General features: G+C 33.3%; 22 protein-coding genes. 18 read left to right on the top strand and 4 right to left on the bottom strand.

What is annotated here, in order from left to right; translation table 11 throughout:
• The first annotated feature begins 51 nt into the window (after window positions 1-51).
• The 4 genes from EG358_RS05300 to EG358_RS05315 all read left to right on the top strand — a co-directional run bounded on the left by EG358_RS05300 (window position 52) and on the right by EG358_RS05315 (window position 4197).
• Entirely contained in the window at window positions 52-1041 is a 990-nt protein-coding gene (locus EG358_RS05300; RefSeq protein WP_076563147.1) for an IS110 family RNA-guided transposase, read from the top strand.
• A 63-nt stretch (window positions 1042-1104) separates the two neighbouring features.
• Entirely contained in the window at window positions 1105-1794 is a 690-nt protein-coding gene (locus EG358_RS05305) for a hypothetical protein (RefSeq protein ID WP_076562594.1), read from the top strand.
• A 964-nt stretch (window positions 1795-2758) separates the two neighbouring features.
• Window positions 2759-3601, top strand: a complete 843-nt coding sequence (locus tag EG358_RS05310; RefSeq protein WP_076562592.1) for a hypothetical protein — start codon at window positions 2759-2761, stop codon at window positions 3599-3601.
• Window positions 3602-4005: 404 nt separating this feature from the next.
• Window positions 4006-4197 (top strand): hypothetical protein, encoded by a 192-nt coding sequence (locus EG358_RS05315; RefSeq protein WP_066680366.1) that lies wholly within the window; start codon window positions 4006-4008, stop codon window positions 4195-4197.
• Window positions 4198-4216: 19 nt separating this feature from the next.
• Here EG358_RS05315 and EG358_RS05320 read toward each other — a convergent pair whose 3' ends face one another.
• On the bottom strand, window positions 4217-4828 hold the full coding sequence (locus tag EG358_RS05320; protein ID WP_076562589.1) for a helix-turn-helix domain-containing protein: 612 nt from the start codon (window positions 4826-4828) through the stop codon (window positions 4217-4219).
• Window positions 4829-5030: 202 nt separating this feature from the next.
• On the opposite strand from EG358_RS05320, the gene EG358_RS05325 reads away from it, so the two are divergent.
• The 3 genes from EG358_RS05325 to EG358_RS05335 all read left to right on the top strand — a co-directional run bounded on the left by EG358_RS05325 (window position 5031) and on the right by EG358_RS05335 (window position 12933).
• Entirely contained in the window at window positions 5031-5678 is a 648-nt protein-coding gene (locus tag EG358_RS05325) for a hypothetical protein (protein WP_076562587.1), read from the top strand.
• A 226-nt stretch (window positions 5679-5904) separates the two neighbouring features.
• The gene (locus EG358_RS05330) at window positions 5905-7914 is read left to right on the top strand and encodes an SPFH domain-containing protein (RefSeq protein ID WP_076562585.1); all 2010 of its coding nucleotides are present in this window, start codon (window positions 5905-5907) and stop codon (window positions 7912-7914) included.
• A 207-nt stretch (window positions 7915-8121) separates the two neighbouring features.
• Window positions 8122-12933, top strand: a complete 4812-nt coding sequence (locus EG358_RS05335; protein WP_076562583.1) for a DNA repair ATPase — start codon at window positions 8122-8124, stop codon at window positions 12931-12933.
• 37 nt (window positions 12934-12970) lie between these two features.
• Here the strand turns inward: EG358_RS05335 and EG358_RS05340 are convergent, their stop codons facing one another.
• Both EG358_RS05340 and EG358_RS05345 read right to left on the bottom strand, forming a co-directional pair.
• Window positions 12971-13312, bottom strand: coding sequence for a hypothetical protein (locus EG358_RS05340; RefSeq protein ID WP_076562581.1), 342 nt, complete (start codon window positions 13310-13312; stop codon window positions 12971-12973).
• Between the two features lie 24 nt (window positions 13313-13336).
• Entirely contained in the window at window positions 13337-13756 is a 420-nt protein-coding gene (locus tag EG358_RS05345) for a transposase (RefSeq protein WP_076562579.1), read from the bottom strand.
• 678 nt (window positions 13757-14434) lie between these two features.
• Here EG358_RS05345 and EG358_RS05350 point away from each other — a divergent pair.
• From EG358_RS05350 to EG358_RS05385, 8 genes are all read left to right on the top strand, one after another.
• Entirely contained in the window at window positions 14435-15970 is a 1536-nt protein-coding gene (locus EG358_RS05350; RefSeq protein WP_076562577.1) for a SulP family inorganic anion transporter, read from the top strand.
• Between the two features lie 362 nt (window positions 15971-16332).
• Window positions 16333-17007, top strand: coding sequence for an HAD family hydrolase (locus EG358_RS05355; RefSeq protein WP_076562575.1), 675 nt, complete (start codon window positions 16333-16335; stop codon window positions 17005-17007).
• A gap of 1 nt (window position 17008) precedes the next feature.
• Window positions 17009-17833, top strand: coding sequence for a phosphoribosyltransferase family protein (locus EG358_RS05360; RefSeq protein ID WP_076562573.1), 825 nt, complete (start codon window positions 17009-17011; stop codon window positions 17831-17833).
• Entirely contained in the window at window positions 17823-18377 is a 555-nt protein-coding gene (locus tag EG358_RS05365; protein ID WP_076562571.1) for a TerD family protein, read from the top strand. Before EG358_RS05360 ends, EG358_RS05365 begins: the two co-directional genes overlap by 11 nt.
• A gap of 8 nt (window positions 18378-18385) precedes the next feature.
• Window positions 18386-19552, top strand: a complete 1167-nt coding sequence (locus EG358_RS05370) for a toxic anion resistance protein (RefSeq protein ID WP_083677099.1) — start codon at window positions 18386-18388, stop codon at window positions 19550-19552.
• Between the two features lie 39 nt (window positions 19553-19591).
• Window positions 19592-20515: a hypothetical protein gene (locus EG358_RS05375; RefSeq protein WP_076562569.1), complete on the top strand. Its 924-nt coding sequence runs from the start codon at window positions 19592-19594 to the stop codon at window positions 20513-20515.
• 227 nt (window positions 20516-20742) lie between these two features.
• Entirely contained in the window at window positions 20743-21354 is a 612-nt protein-coding gene (locus EG358_RS05380; protein ID WP_076562602.1) for a TerD family protein, read from the top strand.
• 105 nt (window positions 21355-21459) lie between these two features.
• Complete coding sequence (locus EG358_RS05385; RefSeq protein ID WP_076562567.1) at window positions 21460-22494, top strand: TerC/Alx family metal homeostasis membrane protein; 1035 nt, start codon at window positions 21460-21462, stop codon at window positions 22492-22494.
• 74 nt (window positions 22495-22568) lie between these two features.
• Here EG358_RS05385 and EG358_RS05390 read toward each other — a convergent pair whose 3' ends face one another.
• Window positions 22569-23570 (bottom strand): catalase family protein, encoded by a 1002-nt coding sequence (locus tag EG358_RS05390; protein WP_076562565.1) that lies wholly within the window; start codon window positions 23568-23570, stop codon window positions 22569-22571.
• A gap of 218 nt (window positions 23571-23788) precedes the next feature.
• On the opposite strand from EG358_RS05390, the gene EG358_RS05395 reads away from it, so the two are divergent.
• From EG358_RS05395 to EG358_RS05405, 3 genes are all read left to right on the top strand, one after another.
• Complete coding sequence (locus tag EG358_RS05395) at window positions 23789-24223, top strand: FKBP-type peptidyl-prolyl cis-trans isomerase (protein WP_076562563.1); 435 nt, start codon at window positions 23789-23791, stop codon at window positions 24221-24223.
• 106 nt (window positions 24224-24329) lie between these two features.
• Entirely contained in the window at window positions 24330-25280 is a 951-nt protein-coding gene (locus tag EG358_RS05400) for a hypothetical protein (protein WP_076562561.1), read from the top strand.
• Window positions 25281-25331: 51 nt separating this feature from the next.
• Window positions 25332-25907, top strand: coding sequence for a helix-turn-helix domain-containing protein (locus tag EG358_RS05405; RefSeq protein ID WP_076562559.1), 576 nt, complete (start codon window positions 25332-25334; stop codon window positions 25905-25907).
• The last annotated feature ends 32 nt before the right edge of the window (window positions 25908-25939 follow it).

Below are 25939 nucleotides of genomic sequence, written 5' to 3' on the forward strand. Positions count from 1 at the left end.
AACTTTTACCATGGTGGATCAGAAGAAAACTTCTTTAAAAAAGAATTTTGTATGTCAAAAATATCAAAAAAAGTAATTGGAGTAGATGTCGGAGCGAAGTTTTTAACAGTAAGCTTTAATGATTTTGAAAACAGAGATCAGGTTTTTAATATAGAAAATACCCAGCGCTCTATTTTGTCATTTCTAAAGAAACTGCGGATAGAAGATTATTGTTTTGTCATTGAGGCCACAGGAAATTACAGCAGTCGTATTTTACATTTATCCTTAGTTCAGGGCTTTGAATCAAGTCTGATAAACTGTATGTCTGTTAAGCATTTTGCAAGGATGAAAAACATCATCAGCAAGACAGATGCTGAAGATGCCAAGCTGATCAGGCTTTACGGAGAGATGTTTAAACCTGATATTTATACTTCTAAAAGTGTTGATATTGAACATCTTGATCAGGAACTAAAGCTTCTCAATGATTTGGAGGAAGAAAAAAGGAGATATGGAGTGAAGTTAAAATCTCTTCGCTATAATGCTCAGATTAATCCAAACACAGAAAAACATTATGAAAGAAGATTACAACAATTAGAAAAAGAGATTAAAGAAGTTATAAGCCGTCTCCCTGGGCTCCAGGATGAAGAGTTTAAGGAAACAAAAGCATTACTACAAAGTGTATCTGGCATTGGTGAAAAGACATCTCTTCAACTGATGACGGCTACTTCAGGATTTAAAAACTTTAATTCAGCAAAATCATTATCTAAATATTTTGGCTTGGCACCCCGTATTTATCAATCGGGAAAGAAATCATATTCCCCGGGAAAATGCAGAACCTCAAAGAATCATATCAGGGGCTTGTTATATGTTTGTTCGTGGACGGCAATTAAGCATAACAAACAATGTAAAGAGTTTTATGAAAGACTTCTTTCTCAGGGGAAACCTAAAAAATTAGCTTTAATTGCAGTATGTAACAAGCTACTGAGAATATGTTTTGGAGTGGTAAAAAATAAAATCAATTATCAACCAGATTATCAAAAAAACTTTAAAATTTTAACCTGAATAATTTGCATAGTAACATAGAACATCGGGGCTAATAAAGAAAGTCAAATAAAAATAAGTAGTATGAAAATTATAGGTAAAAGCTTTAATGATTCTGCAGATTCTACAGTTACTGTTTTTACAGGTGTGCTAGATACAGCACAGAAAGTAAATAAAATAATTGATTGTATAAAAACACATTTTGATGCGAATAATATTGATGTGTGTTTAGATGGTTTTGATTTGGTTAAGAAAATAAATGATGTAAGTTCATTGTTTGCTATTGCTACTCTTGATTTGGCGGTATCTAGTAAAATGCTTTATAATGCTTCAAATAATTGGGAAAAGATTTATGTAATTAAGAATGTATATTTGACTGTTTTTGAGAGTTTTAAGACGTTTGGTAAATATAGGCAATTCTTGAGTTTACTTTCCGAAAAAGCTCTTCCACATCTCAAAGAAAATTTTGTAAATATTAATAATTCAATTAGGGTTTTTAAGAAAGAGTATAAATACGATGTGGATATGAAAACTATTAGAAATAACATCAGTGGTCATATTAGTGATAATGTTGATTTGTACTATAATACAGTAATTAAATTTGATGGAGATAAAACTGGAGAAATGATTATTGAATTTTTCAAAATCACTCATGATTTACATAACTTTTTAACAGATATATTAGAGCAAAATCATATTCGAGAAAAAAATCAACAAATTTTAATTATGGCTAAAGAAGTTATACCGAATTTTAATGAAATGCTTTTTAAATAATTAAAGATTGTTTCGTCGCTCCGATCCTCGCAATGACGACATAGGAAATGTAGGCGTTAAGAAAATAAGCTATACGAACGTTAAGAAAATTCTACTGTTTGAAGCGCGACACAGATATCGAATCGAAAAACAAATATTGAATTCGCGCAAGTTTTAGAATTTTTAGAGAGTATAGATTATTTTTAGCCGGAGTTTCCAAGTCTTGAATTTTTGGTTCTTTTGCTTCAAGGCAAAACGAACAAAACATAAATATTCAAAATAAATTTCAACTGCGTAAAAAGAATGCGCACTAACGCAATAATTTTGCAATAACAAATAACAAATAACAAATAACAAATAATTAAAAAAGTAAGTGTCGTAAAACAGAATTTCTTCGTTTGGGGACAGCAATACAGGTTCGAATCCTGTTCTCGGAAATCCGAGATGGCGTAATTGGTACCGCTCTGTCGGTAAGTCTCTGTTTGATTTTTTACCTTACTTTAAAATATCCGATGCCGTAAAAAAGAGTTTATTCGACTTTACATTGAATTTAAAACTCTTTTTAAAAATTGCTCGGTTTTAAAAATATAAAAAAATCAAGTGTCGTTTTAGAATCATACTTCGATATTTAATCTTTGGGTCGCGGGTTCGAATCCTGCCTTTTCCTTAAAAGCGGAAGAGTAGCTCAGCCGGTAGAGCAAAAGCACTGAAAGATTCTATACTTTTTACCTTGATTTAACAATAAAGAGTGTCGTAGAAAAGACTTACTTCTTGGTGTAATTTTGGTTCGAATCCAAATGATCTTGAAAAAGATTGGGAAGTCTTTCAATGAGTTACCTCTTTTAAATTCAGTTTAAATAAAGAGTGCCGTAAAGAAAACTTACTTCGGTAAATCTTATGATATTGGTTCAAATCCAGAAAATAAGTGTTAAAACTTATTCGTGGTTTTCTTGCCATTTGCCTCTTTTTAATTAAAATAAATCACGTGGAAATACCAGTAAATTTTATAGATTTTTTATATTGGATAAGGGAACGAACAGAAAATGTATGGTCAGTTGATGACGAGAGTTTTTGCCCCAAAGGATTTTACGGTGCTAAATGGCAACCGCTAAGTGAGGAACAGATTGATTCTATTGAATTAAAATATGCCATCAAATTTACATCAGAACATCGTGAATTCCTGAAAATTCTACATGCAATTGATAAAAAAGAAATTGTCGAATACGAAGAAGATGGCAAAATAATTTCTGAGGAAGGTACTTTCTTTTACAATTGGTTGGAAGATGAAGAAGAAATTTTAAAAACAATGAAAGAACCTTATCAATGGATGTTTGATGATATTGATTCTGTGAATAAAGTTTGGCTAAAATCATGGGGGATAAAACCAAAATCTGCTGAAAAAAGAAAAGAAATTTTTGATAAATGGTTTTCTAATGTACCAAGTTTATTACCGTTGACGGGTAGTGTATTTGTTGTAAGTGATGAAAATCTTGAGTGGCAACCAATTCTTTCTGTTAGAGGTTCTGATATTTTGATAATGGGATGGGATTTTAGAACGGGTTTATTAAATGAAATTAGAAATCATCTTGATATTTATATTGAATTTTTTGATGAAGAAGACCAAATGTTTTATCCTGAATTATTGCCAGAAGTGCAAGAGATTTTTGATGAAAATATAATATGTAATAAAACAAAAGATGTTCCTTACCTCAAAGAAATGATGCTTTATTGGTCTTCCGGATGGAGTGGTTTTGGACTAAATTATTTTCCAGAAGGAACAAGAGGGCATCCTATCACAAAAACGTTTATTGCTGAAGAAGAAATTTAAAAATAAAAAAAACAAGTGCCGTAGAATAGTGTTACTTCGATATCACGACGGGGTCGCGGGTTCGAGCCCCGTCTCTTCCACCAATAAAATACAATTTCTATTGGGAGAGTAGCTCAGTTGGTTAGAGCACGATACACTTTTGACTGTCGCCTTGTTTAAAAAAATAAAAGTGTCGTAGAGAAAAGATACTTCGTCTCACTCATGGGGAGGAATAGCGAAGCCGGTAACTCCGGCAAGGCTATCCGGTTCGACTCCGGCTTGACGTGCCCCGCATTCTTTTCTTGATTTTTACCTTTTATCCTTTCCGAAATTCGGAGAGGATTTTTTTATTGAAAGAAATGATGTTTTGTGTTTTTTTTAATCATAAGTTTATGAGGCAAAAAAACTAAAAAAAAATAACAAGTATGGAAAATAAAAAAGGAGGAACATTTTTCTTCGCCATCATCGCAATTATTGTAGGAGGTGCATTATGGAAGCAGATTGATTTTAGAACCATGACAGTCGACAAAACGGCGTTGAGTATTGTCTATCTCTGCACTTTTTTATTTTCTGTTTTCTTTTTAATCAGAAGTCTCAGACATCGAGGTCAGAAATAGAAGAAAAGAATATTAGGTTTTATTTCCCTCTTTTTTCCAAAATCTCAATCCTTTCCAAAATACTGGAGAGGATGTTTTTTTGCTCAGAAGAAAGATAGCCGGAAATTTTATACACTTCTTTTTTAGAATAATCTTCTTTTGCAATCGAAGAAAGGTATTTCAGATTTCCTTCTTCCAAATATAATAGCGTTTCAGGGTTTTGCTTTAAAATATTAGATTTTGTTAAAAACAAGAAGTCTCCTAGATTGTAATTTGATAAAAGCAATGTGTTTTCTGTGAATTCATAGATTAAATCAATATTTACTAATGCTTTTTGCAGTGAATTATATTTAATATTATTATCAATGTTATTTTCTTGATAAGGTAAATCAGAATTAAAAGATAACTGGAATTTTTCTAAATTTTCCGGGTTGTTTAAATCGTCAATAGTTAAAGGAACTGTTAAAAATTTATCCAAATCAAGATTAAAGTAATGTACAACAGTGAGTAGGGTGGATATTTTAGGTTCGGATCTTCCTTCTTCATAAGCGCCTATAACACCTCTGGTTAAATCAAATAAATCTGCGAAAGCTTGTTGGCTTAAGCCTTTTGCCTGTCTTATTGTTTTAATATTGGCTCCGAAAAAACTCATGTGTTCTAATCTTTTTTGCAAATGTAATATTAAATTTAATTAATTTGCTAATAATATTTGCAATTTGGTTAAATTTTATTATATTTGTGTTCAATCAGTCAAAAATAAGTAAATAATTGAAGTTTTTATGTTATAATGCTTTAAATATTTTATCTAAATTGGTAATTGTTATGAATTGATTAATTTTTAAAAAAAAACGCATATGACCTATCATGAATTTTTAACTACAGCTTTTTCACCGGTCAATACGGTTTTGAGTGTGCTGCTGATTTTGTCTGTGATTTATTGGCTTTTTACCATTATCACAGGTTTGGATATTGATGTCGGGATTGATGCTGATCTTGATGCAGATATAGACAGTCCGGATGGTCATGTTCATGTTCCGGAAGATGCCTCAGGCTGGCTTCAGTTTTTGAAGTTTCTGAATCTTGATATTGTGCCGATTACCTATTTTCTCACATTGTCACTTTTGTTAACATGGTTGGGTTCATTTTATATCGAAGCATTTTTATCTTTAGGACTGTGGGTTTCTGCTTTACTTGTGATTCCTATATTTTTAGTAAGCATGTTGTTGACTAAATTAATTTTAAAACCTTTGAATCCTTTCTTCAGAGAAATTAATCATAAAGGTGAAGTTTCTCACGATTTTCTTGGCAGACAAGGAAGAATGAAATCAACAATTCACGGAGTTAAAACCGGAATGCTTGAAGTTTTTATAGGAAATGACCCCATGATTTTAATGGTGAGAAGTAAAGATGGAGAGGTGATTAATCACGGAACGGTTGTGTATATTGTGGATGAAGATCGGGAGAAAAGAATTTATTACGTGGCAGAAGAAATAAGATTTTAAACAATGAAATAATGATCGCTTTTTTTATGATACTTTTTATTAAAATTCTAGACTGTTTTCTTTAAAAATTAAAAGTATTGACTCATGATGAAATTTTGTTATCCGTCTCTAAAGGATGCGAAATTTCTTAAGAATTTCTTCAAAATTATTCCATTTAGGGTTGGGGGAATAATTTTGATGATTTAAATAAATTAAAAACACATTAAAATAAATAAACTATAAAAATATGAATACACCTTTGATTGTTGGGATTGTTGTCGTTGTGGTAGCATCGCTCGGATTGATTTTCTGGATTTTATCAATGTATAAAAAAACCGTTCAGGGAATCGTTATTTTAAGAACCGGTTATGGAGGAACGAAGGTTTTCTTCAATGCGGGAATCGTTATTCCGGTCATTCACCGAATGGAATCGATGGATATTTCCGTGAAAAAACTGGAAATCGCCAGAGAAGGAAAAGCTGGGTTGATCTGTAAAGATAATATGAGAGCCGATATTCAGGTGGCTTTCTTTATCAGAGTTAATAAATCGGCGGATGATATTGTGAATGTAGGGCAGACGATTGGTTGTCAGAGAGCTTCTGATATCAATACGTTGAGAGAATTATTTGAAGCTAAATTTTCTGAAGCTTTAAAAACGGTTGGTAAAAAATTTGAATTTATAGAGTTGTACGAAGCAAGAAGTGAATTCCGTCAGGAAATTTTAGATATTATCGGAACAGATTTGAATGGCTATGTTTTAGATGACTGTGCGATTGATTATCTGGAGCAGACAAAAATAGAAAACCTAGATAAAGACAATATTTTAGATTCTGAAGGGATTAAAAAAATCACTGAATTGACGGCTAATCAAAATATAAAAGCCAATCAGGTTCGCAGAGATGAAGAAAAGACGATTACCAAGCAGAATGTTGAGGCTCGTGAAGCAATTTTAGAGCTTGAAAAACAACTGGCTGAAAAAGAAGAATCTCAGAAAAGAGAAGTTGCAAATATCAAAGCCCGTGAAAATGCCGAAATTCTTAAAGTTGATGAAGAAGAACGTCTGAAATATGAAACTGTTCGCATCGCAACTGAAGAAAAATTACAGATTGCTGAAGAGAACAAACAGCGTCAGGTGGTTATTGCAGCTAAAAATAAAGAACGTGCGGATCTGGTAGAAACCGAAAGAGTGCAGAAAGATAAAATGCTTGAGGCGACAGAAAGAGAAAGAATTGTTTCTTTGGCTCAGATTGAAAAGGAAAAAGCAATCGAATTGGAGAAGAAAAATATTCAGGATGCGATCCGCGAGCGTTTGACAATGGAAAAAACGGTTGTAGAAGAACAGCAGGGAATTAAAGACTTGGAAGCTTTCAAAACAGCAGACAGAACGAAACAGGTGGAAATCACTTTGGCAACTCAGGAAGCTGAAAAGAAATTGATTCAGGAAACGAGAGCAGCAGAATCCAGAAAATTATCTGCTGAAAAAGATGCTCAGAAATACGTAATCGAAGCTCAGGCGAAAAGAGATGCTGCGGAAAAAGAAGCAGAAGCGCGTAAAATTATTGCTGATGCAAAAGCGAAGGAAGAAGCAACCGTTGGTTTATCTGAAGCTCAGGTTCTTCATGCAAAAGCTGATGCAGCCGAAAGACAGGGGATTGTAGAATCGATTGTTATCGAGAAAAAAGCGGAAGCTGAAAGAAAAGAAGGTATCGCTCAGGCTGAAGTTATTAAAGAAAAAGCATTTGCGGAAGCAGCCGGAATTACCGAAAAAGCAGAAGCAATGAAAAAACTGAACGATGCAGGAAAAGATCACGAAGAATTTAGATTGACTTTGGCGAAAGAAAAAGAAGTGGAGTTGGCGCAAATCTCAATTCAGAAAGATATTGCACAGGCTCAGGCTGGAGTTCTTGCGGAAGCATTCAAGTCTGCAAAAATCGATATTGTTGGCGGAGATAATACCTTCTTTGATAATGTGATTCGTCAGGTTTCTGCAGGAAAAGGTTTAGATAAATTCATCAGCCATAGTGAAAACGCTACTTTGGTAAAAGAAAATTTACTGGGTGATGGTGAAAACATCATCGGCAAAGTAATGGGAATGGTTGAAAAATACAATGTATCCTCAGAAGATATCAAAAATATGAGTATTGCAAGTCTGATTTTTAAACTCAACGGTATCGCCAATCAGCAGGAAAGAGGTCTTCTAGAAAGAGCAATGGATATGGCAAGAAATCTTGGCATCGACCAAAAAACAATCAGATAAGCTAATAACATTTTCTCAAAGTCCCAAAGGGACGATTTAACAAAGGATGTAATAAAATCCTAACAATAAAATTAAGTAAAACTCTCATTGTATAATCATTCAATGATGCTTTGAGAGTTTTTTTTCTAAAAAATAAATGTTTCTAAAAACATTTTAACATTACGATGGTAGTCTAAAGTCTAGCATCTAACATCTAATATCTAAAATATGTCAGAACAATTAAATTCAGGGACATACGAAATTATTCAGAACCGTTTGAATGAGCAAAAAAATGACCTCATCCAAAGGCTTCAGAAGCTAAACGAAAACCGTAAAGACATTTTCGGCGGTGTAGATTTTTCACTTATTGCCAATGAAAGAATTTCTACGGAACACAACTGTGTCGCCAAAGATATTTTTTCGCTGAATGACATTTTGATCTTTGGTTCGAATGCGCATTTAGGTTTACAGACGGAAATCAACATAACCGATGTTTTTTCTATATATAAAATAAATAACAACAGTTTTGAACCTAAGGATTCTTCATTAATTGGAGATGAAATTTTTATCGACGAGTTCAAAAACCTCTATAAATATTACAGAAATACTTTTTTTGCGCGCTTTCATTTTACCGAAAACTATCTGTATATGGTTTTTCAGTTGTCTGAAAGTACTTCCGACATCAAAGCTTTCAAATGGCTGATCAAAGAAGATAAACTGATTTATATTGATTCTCGAAGTGCTTCAGAAGTCAATTATCCGCCACAACATGGTTTTGCATGGACGAAAGCAACAAGAGATATGCAGCGAGGAGGGAAGTTTCCGCACGTTTCTTTAGCAGATAAAGTTTTTGTAGAGTCGATTGGCGGTGATATCACGATAAAAATTGAAGATAATACCGATAGCGGAAAAGGGATTTATTCTGAAGATGTTATTCATAAAGATCAGAACCTCGACGATGCTGAAATTCATTTTTGTGATCTTGATAATTTGGTTTTATTTAAAATTAAACCTTATCAGGAATCTGAGCGTTATTTTATTTATAATCATAAAGAAAAAATAGTTTCAAGAGTTGATACTTTGAAGTATTCGGCAGTTTTGCTTCCGGAAAATCAGGGGGTGCTTTTCTCAAACGGTTATGCTTTGCAGACGGGAGGTTTGAAAGTGATTTCTCAGGATCAGAATAGGCTTCATTATCTAAAAACGATTCCGGAGCCGAATGATGAAAATTTTATGTATGTTTTTTATGATGATAAAACCAACAATTATCAGCTGATTTCGTACAATATCATTACACAAACTATCGAGACACCGATTCGCTGCAGTGGTTTTTCTATTTTAAATGATGGAAGATTAATTTATCTCAGAGAAACTCTCGAAACCACAAAACATCATTTAGCTCAGATTTGGCAGACTCCATATTCGAAAGAATTATTACCGAATACCGAAAAATCAGATACGCTTCTTTACAAAATCGGGAATAAAGATATCGTAAGAGTCATGGCTGAAAGTCAGGAATTGATCACGCTTTTGAATAAAAAAGATTCTTACAGCGGACTGTACGACGATATTGTCAAGCTTTCCACTACTATTTTGGATGCCTATTATTTCCTTGGTGATGATGAGGTTGAAAATCTCGATCAGCCTTTAAAGGAAATCAGGAATATCGCTCATTCTGCTATTAATGAATATGAAAAGGTTGTCGAGCAGAAAAAAAATACTTCTGAAGCAGTTGAAAAAATCAAAGCAGCAGTCGAGAAAATTTTAGATGATACCAAAAGAATCAACTATTCTCAGCTGACAGAATATATTGATATGCTTTCGCAAATCAGAGCTTTACGCGGAGAAATTATCGGAGCCAGAGATCTGAAATATGTTGATGCTGCAATTCTTGATTCTTTAGAAAAATCACTTTCAGAGCGTTCTGAAGAACTTTCAAATGCATGTGTGAATTTCCTGCTTCAGGAAGATTCTTTGTTGCCTTATCAAAACCGAGCACAGCAGATTTCTGAAAACATCATCAATTTACAGAAAGCAATTGACGCAAAAACAATTGAGGAAGAAATCAATAATTTATCTGGACAGCTTGAACTTTTGGTGGATATTGTCAACAATTTAAAAATTGAAGACACTTCACAATCGACACAGATTATTGAAAATATTTCTGTGATTTTTGCAAGATTAAATCAGGAAAGATTAGAGCTTTCAAAAAGGAAAAGAGGAATTTCCGGTAAGGAATTGTCTGCGGATTTTCAGGCACAAATGACATTGTTTGATCAGTCAGTGATCAATTTTCTGGAACTTTCTCAAACTCCCGAAAAATGTGATGAATATTTAACCAAACTTTCCATTAAATTGGAGGAAATGGAAACAAAATTTGTTGATTTTGATGAATTTATCCAAAAGATTGGTGAAAAAAGGGAAGAAGTTTACGGGCATTTTCAGAATAAAAGAGTTCAGTTAACAGAATTCCGAAACAAGCGTACGCAGAGTTTGTATGATTCTGCACAGCGAATTTTAAAATCGGTTCAGACGAAAGGTGAATCTTTTGATTCTGAAAACGAAATCAACGGATATTTTGCTACCGATTTAATGGTGGAGAAAGTGAGAGATATTTCCCGACAGTTGATGGATTTTGAGGATTCTGCCAAGGCAGAAGAAATTCAGACTTTATTGAAAACTTCTCAGCAGGAAGCAGTTAGAAAGCTTAAAGATAAAAAAGAAATCTATGCCGATGGCGACAATGTGATTGCTTTAGGTGAGTACAAATTTGCTGTAAACCGTCAGAAGCTCGATCTCACTTTGGTACTTCGAAATGCACAATATTATTACCATTTAACAGGAACGGGATTTTATGAACCTTTGAATTTTGAAACCATTTCAGATTACAAAGAAGTTTGGAATCAGGAATATATTTCTGAAAATTCTAATGTAAAGCGTTTCGAATATTTAGCATGGAACGTTTTTTCACTGAATAAAAATATCAATACAGAAGAATTGAACCGAAACGTAATTCAGCAGTTTATGACTGAGCATTTTGGGGAAGGTTTGGTGAAAGGAATTCATGATGAAGATGCATTGGTGATTGTTTCAAAGCTTCAACAGATGCATAATGAATTAGGATTGATGCAGTTTACGCCGAAAGAAAGAGCTTTAGCGCAATTATTCTGGTATTTTCTGAATGAAGAAAAAAAAGAGTATTATCAGAAACAGTTTGAGGCTGCAGCATTGGTTTCAAAATCATTTACCACGGATAAAGGCTTTCAGTATCTTAATGATGAATTATCGAGTGAGATAAAATCATTTGCTCTGGCTAATCATATTTTTGCTGAGGTAAATTGTCTGAATGCTGCATTTTATTTAAGAAAAGAAAACAAATCTGCCTTTTTAGTTTCAGAAAAAGCAGGTTTATTATATGAATCATTTTTAAAAGATCTCAAAGAAAAAGGGAAAGACCTCGAGTTTATCGATCAGCTCGATGCGTTGAAAAAGTATCCAGCTGCTTGTTTTTCTATTGCTGAAAGTGCTTTGAATGCCTTTTTATTTAATTCAGAATTAAATTTTGAAGATGATATTAGAAAAGAAACGGCTGTGTTTTTTGTAACGCAGCATTTCGATGCTAAAAATATCCTTCATATCGCTTATGAAACGGTTCTTAAAGGTTTGAAATCTTTAGAAAAAGATCTTGACTATAGTTTAAATTACTATGAGTTTACAGCTCGTCTAACTCATTTCAATGAAGTGGTTGTTCCAAAATACAAACAGCTTCAGGAATTGAAAGCAAAATGGGTGAATGATAAAAAGAAAAGTCTGAAAATTGATACTTTCAAATCTCAGGTTTTAAGTTCATTTGTACGAAACAAATTAATCAATGATGTTTACTTTCCGCTGATTGGAGCCAATTTGGCAAAACAATTAGGAACGGTTGGAAATGATAAACGTACCGACAGAATGGGAATGTTGCTCCTCGTTTCACCTCCTGGTTATGGAAAAACCACATTGATGGAATATATGGCAGATCGAATGGGATTGGTTTTTATGAAAATTAACGGTCCGTCAATTGGTCACGATATTGTTTCCACAGATCCGAGCGAAGCTAAAAATGCAGGAGCAAAACAGGAACTTGAAAAGTTGAATTTAGCTTTAGAAATGGGTGATAATGTGATGTTGTATTTAGATGATATTCAGCATTGTAACCCGGAGTTTTTGCAAAAATTTATTTCTTTGGCAGACGGACAACGAAAAATTGAAGGAATTTATAATGGTGAAAGCAAAACCTATGATTTAAGGTCAAAACGTTTTTGTCTTGTGATGGCCGGAAACCCATATACAGAAAGCGGTGAGAAGTTTAAAATTCCTGATATGCTGGCAAACCGTTCCGATACTTATAATTTAGGTGAAATTTCTGGCAGCAAAACCGAGTTGTTTGATTTAAGTTTAATTGAAAATTCTCTGATGTCAAATGATTATCTTACCCGACTGACCCAGTTTGGAATGGAAAATCTGTATCATCTGTATGAAAGTATTAAATCTAATTCGCCAACTGTAGATTTGGCAGGAAACTTTAGTTCAAACGAGATTTCAGATTTTAGAAAGGTGCTGGAAAATATCTTGAAAGTAAGAAATATCGTTTTGAAAGTTAATAAGCAATACATTGTTTCGGCAGCGATGTCTGATGATTATCGTAACGAACCGTCTTTCAAACTACAAGGTTCTTACCGAAATATGAATAAACTGATCACGCAGATTCAGCCGATTTTAAAAGAGGAGGAAGTAACGCAGATTGTTTTAAATCATTACCAAAATGAATCTCAAACATTGACGACAGGAGCAGAATCGAATATGCTTAAATTGAAAGAGCTGATGAATATACTTTCGGAAGATGAAACTTTACGTTGGCAGGAGATCAAAAAAACATTTGTGAAAAATAAGACCCTCAAAGGATTAAGTGAAAATGACCGAATGACGCAGGTGATTGCATTATTGGCGCAGTTCAGCGAAGGTCTTGATGGTATAAAAGATGTTTTGAATAAAAACTAAAAACAAAAAAAACACTACTCAAAGTAGTGTTTTTTTGCTATTTGCCTGAATCACTTTGCAGTTCTTCTTCTAACAATTTTCTCCATTTTGCAAAAGTCGTTCTGCTGATGTTATACTTTGTCGACATAAAACTTGTAGAAAAACCATGTTTTTTTTGATAATTCAGAAGTTTCATCATGGTCTTCTTGTCGTACGTTTTAAGCTGCTGATTCGTTTTTGAAGTCTCTTTGTTTTGCTTAAAAAGCTTCTCGTTCAGCTTTAAAATATCTTCTGTAGAGTCTAGTTTGCACAGCTGTTCCCTTATTTTAGGGCATTTTAGCTTTTCCGGGTGCTGCTGTTGTAAGAGATCTTGGTAGATCCTGTTGTAATTTGGTCTCATAAAATATTGTGTGTTTCGTGGTGTTTATCTTTGCTTTTGAATCCAGCGATGTAGCGTGCTTTTCGGAATAGAATATTCTTTGATTACATCGGCCTGCGTCATTTCTCCGGATTCAATTTTGTCTAGGATGAAATTTTTTATTTCCTGAGTGTAAATATTTTTCCTAAACTGTGGTGTTTTTTCGCTCTTTGGTGCGTCGGTTTTATTTACTGCTGCAGGAGGTGCGTATAATATAAGATGTGAACTGTATAGCCTGAAAAAATCATATTCCAAAAGCTTGCTCCACCTCAAAAGAATATCAGTTTCTACAGATTTGCTTTCATATACTTTCTCTACAAATTCTTCATCCTTCGCAAGAAAATTGCAGATTCTTTCTATAGGAATGTTTTTATGATCTACCATCTCCTTGATGTACTTTCCTATATGTATGTTTTTATATAACATTTACTAATAATGGCTTTTTTTTAAATTAATCGCATTTTGGGTAGTAAAGGAATGAATATGAGCGCTGTGTAAAAAAATATGAAAATTCCTACATACTTTTGAATTGCTCAAAAAAGTGGCTACTTCATTACTTTACAATATCAACCGTTGATTTATTGTAAAAAATTGATTTTCAGTAATTTGTGTTTGTGATTGGGTTATAAACAGGATATACAGTATCATTTTAAATTTCAGGAGATTATTTTTATAAAAATTCATAAAGCTTACAATTTATTAGTTCTATGCAGATGTTGCTATGAATGTTTTAAAATAATATGATCAACTTGTAATTAAAAATTTTCTTGTTTATCCCTCAAAATTAAAAAAAAATACCGAGAAATCACTATTGTTTGTTTAGATAAATGTTAATAATAATTAATTTATGTTGAAAATAGACTGTTAAAAAATACTTTTAAAAGAGAAAATTAAAATTCATATTGCTTCTTTCTTATACATTTTCAATGCGATACAGTTTAGGGCGCTGATGAATATTTTTCATTGTTAATCTGATATTGATGAGAAGTCTTATTTTTGCCAAAAGAAAAATAAATTCTGTTTTGCGGATATTTCGTGAATTGTACTTCCTATCTGGTTTGATAAGGAATTTATATAATCTTTAATAATATTATAAAATTGTTTATGCAGTCTCTCGCCTTATTTGACTTTTCAAAAAAAATAAATTATAAAAATGAATTGCTGGCAGGGTTTACTGTTGCAATGACCATGATTCCGGAATCGCTTTCATTTGCAATTCTGGCAGGGCTTTCTCCGTTAACAGGGCTTTATGCAGCGTTCATGATGGGCTTGGTTACTGCGGTTTTTGGCGGTCGTCCCGGAATGGTCTCCGGTGGAGCAGGGGCAACAATTGTTGTTTTGATAGCTCTGATCAAGTCACATGGAATAGAATATCTGTTTGCAACTGTAATTTTAGCCGGAATTTTACAGCTTTTAGTAGGTGTTTTCAAATTAGGTAAATTTGTAAGATTAATTCCGCAACCTGTAATGTATGGTTTTTTGAATGGGTTGGCGGTTATCATTTTTATGGCTCAGGTCGAGCAATTCAAAATTGTAGATGCAAGCGGAGTTGTAAGCTGGCTGTATGGTTCATCATTATATATTATGTTGGGATTAACGGCTTTAACGATTGCGATTGTTTATTTCTTTCCAAAAATTACAAAAGTGGTTCCCGCTTCTTTAGTTGCGATATTAATTGTGTTTGGAATCGTTTTAGGCTTCGGAATTAATACTAAAACAGTCGCCGATATTGCGAATATAAGTGGCGGTTTGCCAAGTTTTCATATTCCTAAACTTCCTTTTTCTTTGGAAACTTTGCAAATCATTTTTCCTTACGCTTTAATTATGGCGGGTGTCGGTTTGATCGAATCTTTGCTGACTTTATCAATGGTTGATGAAATTACCAACTCGAAAGGAAGTGCCAATAAAGAATCTGTTGCTCAGGGTTTAGCCAATATTACCAACGGTTTTTTTGGAGGAATGGGAGGTTGTGCAATGGTTGCGCAGACTTTAGTTAATCTAAATGCAGGTTCCAGAGCTAGACTTTCAGGGATTATTGCTTCAATTACTATTTTAATTATCATTCTTGTCGGTGCACCGTTTATCGAAAAGATTCCAATGGCAGCTTTGGTTGGAGTCATGATGATGGTGGCAATCAGTACTTTTCAGTGGGTTTCAATACGAATTGTCAACAAGATGCCTAAATCTGATATTTTTGTCGGAATAACGGTTGCTTTAATCACCATTGTTCTTCATAATTTAGCATTAGCAGTTTTGGTAGGTGTAATTATTGCAGCGTTGGTTTTTGCTTGGGATAATGCCAAAAGAATTCGTGCAAGAAAGCATATTGATGAAAAAGGTGTCAAACATTACGAAATTTTCGGACCCTTGTTTTTCGGTTCTGTAACAGCTTTTACAGATAAATTTGATCCGGCAAATGATCCCGCTGAAGTTATTATAGACTTTAAAGAAAGCAGAATTGTCGATATGAGCGCTATTGATGCTTTAGACAAGCTTTCAAAAAAGTACAGCCAGCTCAATAAAAAACTATACTTAAAACATCTTAGCGAAGACTGCCGAAAAATGTTGAAAAATGCAGAAGCGGTAATCGAAGTTAATATTCAGGATGATCCTACTTACAAAGTAATGCCTGAGAAGTAGGAGCGTTTTTGAGTTTGAGGGTTGGAGTGTTTGAGAGTTGTGGTGTTTAAATTTGTCATTACGAGGAGCGGAGTGATGAGGCAATCTCATGAAAAAATCTTTAGAATTAAAATTCATTTAAAATTTTTTGGAAATAATTAATTCTCATTTTCTGTTAGAATACATAAATATAAAGTTAAAAGTAAAACTTAAAATCATTCGTCTTTAATTAAAATCTTAAAAAATCTTAAAAAAAATCAAGATTGAATGAAAAATTTTATCTTTGAGAGGAATTGATTATTAAAACACATCATGATGATTAAAAGATGTAAAATATTAAAAATCTTTTTCAATAAAGGCTAACATAATTAACTTATAATATTTTGAAAACAGATATTGACATTCATAGGCACGATCATTTTTCGTTTGATCTGTGGCTTACTTTAATAAAATCTCACCCTGAATTTAAAACAAAAAGAGTGGAGCTTTTTTCCTCTTTTTTTAACGTGGACAAACCTATTGAAGAAGTAGCAAAAGCAGTGAAATATTATGATGATCTCTGTAATACGATTAATGAGGTAATCGGTGGAAATGTGGATACGTTTGAGATTTATTTATTGATTTTAAACTCATTGAATGTCGATATAAAACAACTGAATCAGGATAATTTCAAAGAGTTTTATCAAAAAAGTGAAGATTTGTTTTTAGAATATAAACCTGTCGTGATTTTTAACGAATTACATAATTTTTTCGATGAAATTAAAAACCAGGGAAAAACAATCAATATTCTGAGCAATACAGGTTTTATCAAAGGTAAAACTATGCGTAAATTTTTGATTAATGAAAATCTCGATCAATACATCGATTTCCATATTTATTCTGACGAAATAAAATGCTCTAAACCCAATCCTTTGGTTTTTCAGGAAGTGAAAAATCAGATTAGAAATCAGGAAATTCAAATGGATCAGATTTTGCATATTGGCGATAATCCGATTGCTGATTATAAAGGCGCAAAAGATTTCGGATTCAGTGCACATCTACTCAAACACCAAATATAATATGAACAAGCGTTACAGTTTACATAAAATAGATTCTGCGGAAGAGTTTACTTTTTCGCCTGCCGAATATAGCTATTTCAAATATGGAGATAAATTTTTTGCGGAAAAATTTGCAAAAGAACTTTTTGAAGGGTTTATCGGCCAGCATCAGGAGATTTTAGATACCGATAAAGAAATTGTAGTATTGCCGAGTCCGTACATGGCGATTCCTACCGCTTCCAATTTCCTTTGTTTTTATTTTAAAAAACATCTTGACTTTTATCTTTTTCAAAAAGGAAAAAAGTCGAGCATCATTTCAAAAATCAATAGAAATCATACTTACACTACAGATTACGGAAATCTCAGTTTTGAAGACCGTAAAAGTTTGATTGCAAACGACACTTACTATTTAGATAAAGATTTTTTGAGAGAAAAACTGTGTATTTTTATCGATGATATCAAAATCACGGGAAGTCATGAATATACGGTAAATAAAATTCTCAATCAATATGCAGTAAACGCAGATTTTCTGTTTATGTATTACGCTGAACTTACGAATTTTGACATCGATCCTACCATTGAAAACTTCTTTAATTACTATACGGTAAAAGATGTTCAGGACGTTGTAAAGGTGATGGCTAAAGAAAGTTTTCAGTTTAATACGAGAATTGTAAAATATATTTTAGGGCTAAATTCAGAAAATTTTGAGTATCTTACCTCAAATGTAAAAAAACAGCATACAGATGATTTAATTGAGCTGGCCATCAGCAATAATTATCATTTAATAAAAGAATACGAAAATAACATAAATACTTTAACACAAACAGAAATCTATTATGGCAATTAACTTACAGAAAGGACAAAGAGAAAATATAAATGCACCAAAATTTACAATAGGTTTAGGTTGGGACGTAAATAATACTTCAACCGGTGGAGCTTTTGACCTTGATGCTTCTTTATTCCTGTTGAATGACAGCAAAAAATTGGTTTCTGATAACCATTTTATCTTTTATAACAATCTTGAATCTCCTGATAAAGCTGTAATTCACTCTGGTGATAATCTTACAGGTGACGGTGATGGTGATGATGAGCAAATCAAAATCGATTTAACGAAAATTGATGCTGCCGTACAAGAAATCACTGTTGTGGTAACCATTCACGATGCAGATGCAAGAAGACAAAACTTCGGACAGGTAAGAAATTCTTTCATCAGAATTTTCAATACAGAAACCAATGAAGAGATTTTAAAGTATGAATTAGACGAAGATTTCTCTATCGAAACAGCAGTAGAATTTGGAAGAATCTACAACAGAAATGGTGAATGGAAATTCGAAGCGGTAGGAAGCGGGCAGAGAGACGGTCTGGATAAATTTGTATCAATGTATCAATAATTAGTATTATGGATAATCAGAATAACCAAAACGATCCACTGGGATCAATTGAACCACTGAAAAGTTTTGATCCGACACCATCTATGAGTCAATCTCTTCAACCTGATCCTGCAGCTCCTGCAGTTTTGATGGATAGAGATGGAAACGTGAATCTAAATCAGATTCAGCAGCAGGATCGCGCAAAATACGAAATGGTTGCTAACGCAATTGATGAAACCAATCCGGGATCTATCGTCAACTTCGGTTCAGAATTACAGAAAACACTTGCCAACCAAAGTGATAGTTTCTTAAGCAACGTAAGAAGATCAAATTCTGGTGAAGTAGGAGAATTGATTAATAATTTATTGGTCGAGCTGAACTATGTAGACGTAGACGAAATCAATAACGGCGGAGTAAAAGGTTTTTTAAGCAAAATTCCTTTTATGAAAAAGATGTTGACGCAGGTTGACAATCTTTTTGCTAAATATGATAAGATCACAAATAATATCGACCAGATTTCACATAAAGTAAACGCCGGAATTATCACTTCAACGAAAGATAATGCGGTTTTACAGACTATTTTCGACAGCAATGTGAATTCCATTAAAGCTATTGAAGATCTGGTAATTGCCGGAAATTTAAGAATGGAAAAAGCTGCTTTGGAATTGGCAAATATGGAAGCAAATGTTCAGAATTTTGCAGACTACCAGATTGCTGATAAAAGAGATTTTATCAACAGATTAGACAGAAGATTGGCTGATCTGAAAGTGGTTCGTTTGATTATGATGCAATCACTTCCTCAAATCAGATTGGTGCAGAATAACAACGTTTCGATTGCTGAAAAAGCGCAGACGATTCTTACGACAACTTTACCGGTTTGGAAGAACCAGCTTTCTTTAGCAGTTGCAATGCACAGACAACAGCAGAATATTGAGATTCAGCAGAAAGTTTCGCAAACAACTGAAGATATTCTAAAGAAAAATGCAGAACGTTTGGGTCAGAATTCAAGAAATGTAGCAAGAGCAAACGAACAGACGATTGTTTCTGCTGAAACGTTGAAAGAAACTACTGCAATGTTGATTAATACCTTGAATGAAGTGAAACAGATTCAGAAACAAGGTACCGAAAGCAGAAGAAAACTGGATCAGGATCTTCAGACGTTGGAAAGCGAATTAAAAGCAAATATCAGAGGGTAATAAGACGGTAAAACGGTGAATGAAGAGGTTGCAATCATAATGTCTCAAAGCAAAAGAAGATTAACAAGGCTTAAACTTCTCGCTAATTTCTTTGAAAATATTGATATCATTGCGATTTATATCAAAACAGATATCATTCATAATCTATTCAACGAAAATCAGACGTTAGATTTTAATAAATTAGAGCTTTTTCACCTGCAATATACCGACAGTCTTATCGAATTGTTAACCAAAATAAAAAAGAAAAAGGAAAACGATTTGCTGGCTGTTATTAACGAAATTAATATCAACAACCGATACATTGCTTCTTTCGAAGAAAAAAAGACCGACAGTTTTGAAACCGACAGGAAGATCTACAGCGGGCTTTTTTCTGAACATCTGAGAAATCTGTATAAAGATCTTACAGAAAACAGAGCAACCCTAAATTGGAATGATGTGCTGTATTTCCATAAAAAATATGCTGCAGAATTTTACAGAACAGAAGTGGAACATGAAAAACTGAAGCCTCGATCTGTTCCGTTTTACCAGTATCAGGATTACTGTATCGAAAGAAAATTGTTGGGGAAACTCAATATACAGAATTTTAAAGTGCGTTTTGTCTGCGGTTATCGTATTGAACGAGATGAATATGAGCTGTTCAAAATTTTTCAGTCTGATGAGCATTTCATTTTTAATGTAGAAGAAAAAAAAATGTATTTGATTGATGATGAAGATTTATCGGCGTTAAATACCGATGAAAACGAATCTAATCAGATTACAATTATCAATCAGCTGAAAAGAAAAAATGAAGACCTCAACGAAACGATGGAATTTAAGAAAAAAGAGCTTTCACCGGAGGTAGAATTGGTTTTAAAAGATTATCTCAGAAATATTGAGAGCGTTGATATTATGAGCAAGATATTTGATGTGAACGAGGAAACCAATATTCTTCGGGCAATGCTTAATTTAAATTTAAATAATTAAAAAAGTAAAAAGTAAAAAGTAAAAAGTAAAAAGTAAAAAGTAAAAAAGTTTATAAAATTTATTTTCTACTCTATATTTTAAGTATGCAAATTTTCTTTGCTGAGTGAAACGCCTTTGCGAACGAAAATATGCAGAACGGATTTAACAAAAATCTTTGCGAGCTTTGCGTTTAAATTAAATTGAGCAATGAAGCAGAGATTCAAAAAATAACTAAACAAAAAGAAATAATGGCTATTAACTTACAAAAAGGTCAGAGAATAAACCTTACCAAAGAAAATGGAACTACACTTTCCCAGGCTTGTGTGGGAATCAACTGGGGGGCTATCGAGAAGAAAGGTTTCTTCGGTGGAACTTCAAAAGAAGCAGTAGACTTAGATGGAAGCTGTATTTTATATGATTCTACCAAAAATGCAACCGAAGTCATTTATTTCGGAAATCTAAAATCTAAAAACGGTTCTGTGAAGCACAGCGGTGATGATTTAACCGGTGACGTGAATGGTGACGACGGTTTAGATAACGAAGTAATCACAGTAGATTTTGCTAATTTAGATCCTGCAGTTGAGCATGTAGCAATGGTTTTGCACAGCTACAGAGGCCAGGATTTTGGAACGATTCCTTTTGCATCAATCAGAATTTACGAAGGTACGCCTACCAACGTAAGAGAAGTTTTTGCTAAATATGATATTGCCAATGATAAATCTTTCAGCGGACATGTATCAATGGTGATGGGAGTTTTCTATAAGAGAAATGGTGAATGGAAATTCAATGCGATCGGAGATGCTACTTCAGATAAAAAACTAGAGCAGACGGTACAGACCGTTCAGCAAAAATATTTGTAAAATCATAAAATAATGTCTGAAATTGTATTATTTTAGACAAACAATTATTAGCAATAACTGTATATTTACGGCTATTGCTTTTATCATATAATAAACATAATTAAAGTGGATCAACATCAAAGTATTTTAGAGCTGCATCCCGGTTTGGTCTGGGGATTTGCGATAACGGTTGTTATCATGTTACTTCTCGATTTGGGGGTATTCAACAAAAAAAGTCATGAAGTTTCTTCAAAAGAGGCTACAATATGGTCAGTAGTTTGGATCTCGCTGTCTATGATTTTTTCCGGAGTGGTCTATTGGGTTTTCAATACAGATGGCACTCCTGCAAGTCACGCTTTAGCGGTAGAAAAATTCACTCAATATCAGGCAGCGTATTGGATTGAGAAAGCACTGTCGGTGGATAATCTCTTCGTATTTATATTGGTTTTCGGATTTTTTAAAGTACCAAAATTCCTACATCACAAAGTTCTGTTCTGGGGAATTATCGGGGCGCTTATTTTCAGAGCGATCTTTATTTTTGCCGGAGTTGAATTGATCGATTTAACGTATTTACCAGAGATGAATGTCTTTGGTCATCCAGTAAAAATCAATGTTGTAATGACACTTTTTGGGCTATTCCTTATCTATGCAGGGATTAAATCTTGGGGTGACGGCGGAGATGATGACGATGAAGATTACAGCGATACAGCAGGTGCAAAATTAATCAAGAGTTTCTGGAAAGTTTCAGATAACTATGATGGAGACAAGTTTTTTACCGTTCAAAACGGAATCAAAATGGCAACACCGCTTTTAGTGGTTGTCGCAGTGATTGAATTTACAGATGTTCTTTTCGCAGTAGATTCTATCCCGGCTATCTTTGCGATCTCAAAAGATCCTTTCATCCTTTATACATCAAATATTTTTGCAATTTTAGGATTAAGATCTTTGTATTTCCTGTTGGCAAACTTCATTTACATGTTCAGCAAGCTACCTTATGGTTTGGCAATTATTTTAGCATTTATCGGTGTTAAGATGTTGATTGCACCTTGGTATCATATTTCATCTCCGGTTTCATTAGGAATTGTAGGTGGAGTTTTGGTGCTTTCGGTACTTATTTCTATCATGTTTCCCGATAAGAAAGATGATGAAGTAAAAGAATAACTAAAATAAAATTTAAACATACAAGGCTTTACAAATCGTAAAGCCTTTTTTATTTCTTATTTTCACTATCAACTTTATTTATATTTCAAAAGCTTATTAATCTTCTTTCTAGTCTGTAGCGATACTTTATACGCTTCATCTCTGAGTTTCTGAATCTTTCCGACTGGCTGAAAAATTTCGGCACTATCAAAAGGATTAAAAGACAAAAGTTCATTCTCGCAGCCTTTAGGATTTAATAATGAGTTCTTATCAATTTTAATTTCTCCAATTTTGATGAAAGGAGAGTTTTTCCATTCGATATTAAGCTTGTTGATCGGCTGGTCATTCAGATCATAGCAAAATTGAATATAGACATTTGCAGCGAAATCATGAGTTCCGCAGAAAGTTTCAACAGCCTCTTTTACAGATTGATTTCTACCAAAATTTTTCTGCACGTGTTTGGGGCTTACTTTTATCTTAATCATTTTATCATCAAAACGATAAACTCCCACAGAATGAAAATCAAATGACAGAATGAAGTTATTTTTGTTTAAAATAAATTTCCAGACGTTTTTCAGAAATGATGGGTTTAATGTATAAGGAATTATTTTATAAATCTGCTTTAAGAGCGGAAATAAGTTGCTCCATTTTTTCACAAAAAACCGATTAAGAGAAGTAAACAATTTCAAAAATACAGAAACCGAATTCACCGGAAACAAAGGGAAATTCACCAAAGGATAGTTGGATATCGTTCTTCCGGAATCATCTTTTATTTTAATGGCAAAACCGTAAGCGGGAATATCTTTTCTGTTTTTATTAATTTTCGGATGTGCATTAGACAATCTTGCGGTAATCTCGTATTGATCACTGTCAAAAACATGTTTTAAGTCATTCGGAATATCTTTGCTGATGATAAATGTACCTTTCAAAACAGCATACGTTTTGGCATGAGCATTTCGTGTAGCATAATTCACATCACTTATCGTGGAAGAGTACTCTACAAAATCGGCAATACTCTTTTTAGTTTCTTCAAATAGCTGTTTTTCTTCATAGCTGAGCTTCTCAAAGTTCTTATTATATCTTAACGGATTTGGCATATAGTTTTTAAAATTCAATTATAACGCCAAGTTTTTAAATCTACGTTACGAGAATATTAAGCATTTTTTAATGTTTTTTGTGCTGTAAACTGAAGCGATAGTAAAAAGCTGGAGGCTTGATGTTTGAAGCTGGAAGTTTATCATTTATGATATATTTATTTCAATTATCAATTATGATTTATCATTTATGCATAAACCTTATCTTTGTAAAAAAAATTATGGGAGTAGCAGATTTGTTATTTAAGAAAAAGAAGGAATTGGCAGAAAAGAACCTGAAAGACGGTCAGGAATATATGTTTGAATACGGTAAAAGAGAAAGCGTAGTGCAGTTACCAAGCGGGTTGCAGTACGAAATCATTACTGAAGGCGATGGACCGAAACCTGGGCCGAAATCAATGGTTAAATGTCATTATCACGGAACAACAATTGCCGGAAAAGTATTCGACAGCTCTGTAAAAAGAGGAACACCTGCTTCATTTCCGTTGAATAAAGTAATCAAAGGATGGACAGAAGCACTTCAGTTGATGCCTGTAGGAAGCAAATGGAGATTGATTATTCCACCGCATTTAGCGTATGGAGATCAGCAGATCAGCAAAGAAATCGGTCCCAATTCAACATTGGTATTTCAGGTAGAATTATTAGATATTAAATAAATCTAAACCTTAAAAATAAATTAAAATCTATCTGTTATCAGGTGGATTTTTTTTATTTGTTTTATCTTAGTATTTAAGGTTAATTTTTTTTTGTAATTAAGTTTTAATGAAGAAACTATATTTTATTTTTGCTGCTTTTATTTTGTTGACTTCCTGTGTTTCAAAGAAAAACCAGGCTATAAAGCAGAATATTCTTACTTTGAGAGACAGCTATTGCAAAGCGCCCTTTAAGTATAATTATGAAAATAAATTACCTTCTTATAATTCAGATTCTATTATTTCGGCCAATCAGCAACTGAAAGGCATTTTTTCTGATCAGAGTATTTTGATTTTAAATGCTTTGGATAATCTGGATGAAGTAAATGAGATTGTTAAACTAAAAAAAGACTCATCATTAAGTTCTCAGGTAAAAGTTTTACAGCTGAAGATGAAAATCAATAGTAAAATAACCATTGCATTGACCGAATTGGACGCCGTTGCTGCAGAATTTGACTGTGAAGGAGAACGTGTCGCACAAATTGGAAATTATGTAGATAATTTAAATGATTCCAGGAATAATAAGCTCATTTTATATTCAATTGCAGCCGGAGCTGTAGCCTCCATTGCAGGTGGAATTGTAAAAGATGAAGGGTGGAGTAGTGCGATTGATATTTCCGGAGGTGCTTTGGGAGCAGGTTTTGGTTTGGCAACTTTAAATCCGAAAGGTAAAAAAGTAGAATTTATACATCAAAGAAATTTATTAAGAGACATCTGGAACGAAAAGCTGGAATCACCTAATTTTCCACCTTTTATCTGGTATATGTATACTGAAAAGAGGTTTTCAAATAAAGAAGAGCATTCAGTTATTTCGAGCATGAAACAACGATGGCTGCATTATCAGTTTGATGATGATAAAAATGCTGCAGATCATTCAGTAATTTTCAAAGATGGAGGGCTTTATCGAGCTGATGATCTTCACAATCGCGCGGCAATGCTCAATCAGATGCAGTCGGCAACTCGTACGATTAATCAGACGATTAATTATTTGCTTTTAGATCTAGATAAATTGATTTTGTAAAGCAGAATGAAAGTTTGAATCTGTAAATTTGCTGTAATCTACTCGTAAATAATGTCTGAATTAAAAAAAATCCGTGAAAAGAGAAACCTTACTCAAGAAGAATTAGCCGAAAAGTCGGGGATTTCGGTAAGAACCATTCAACGAATTGAAGCTGGAACTACTCCAAAAGGGTATACATTAAAAACTTTGGCAGAAAGTCTTGAAGTTTCTGAGAATGATTTATTGACTTCTGAGACGATAAAGGAAGAAATTGTAATTGATGAAGTAATCGACACGACAGAAGAAAATCACTCTCTTTTTAATTCTGGTTTAATCAAAATAATTAATCTTTCTTCACTTCCGTTTGCATGGCTGCCGATTGCTAATTTTTTGCTGCCATTATTGATTATGTTTTTCACAAAAGAGAAGTCTCCAATTGTAAAACAAATAATTTCTCTTCAAATATTTTTAGCCATTATTTCGCCGATTATTTTTATGTTGATTGCCTTATTAAAATTAGGTTCAGTATCTGTTATGATCACGATGATTGTCTTAGTATTGACAAATGTTTACATTATTTTGAGAAATGCTTATGAAATCGATAAGAAGAAAAGCCTTCGTTATAAACTGAATTTCAGTTTTATATAAATATTACAGTTGATTGTCGGGTTTTTGTCGGG

Origin of the sequence: Chryseobacterium indoltheticum (assembly GCF_003815915.1) — a bacterium.
Classification (GTDB): Bacteria; Bacteroidota; Bacteroidia; order Flavobacteriales; family Weeksellaceae; genus Chryseobacterium; species Chryseobacterium indoltheticum.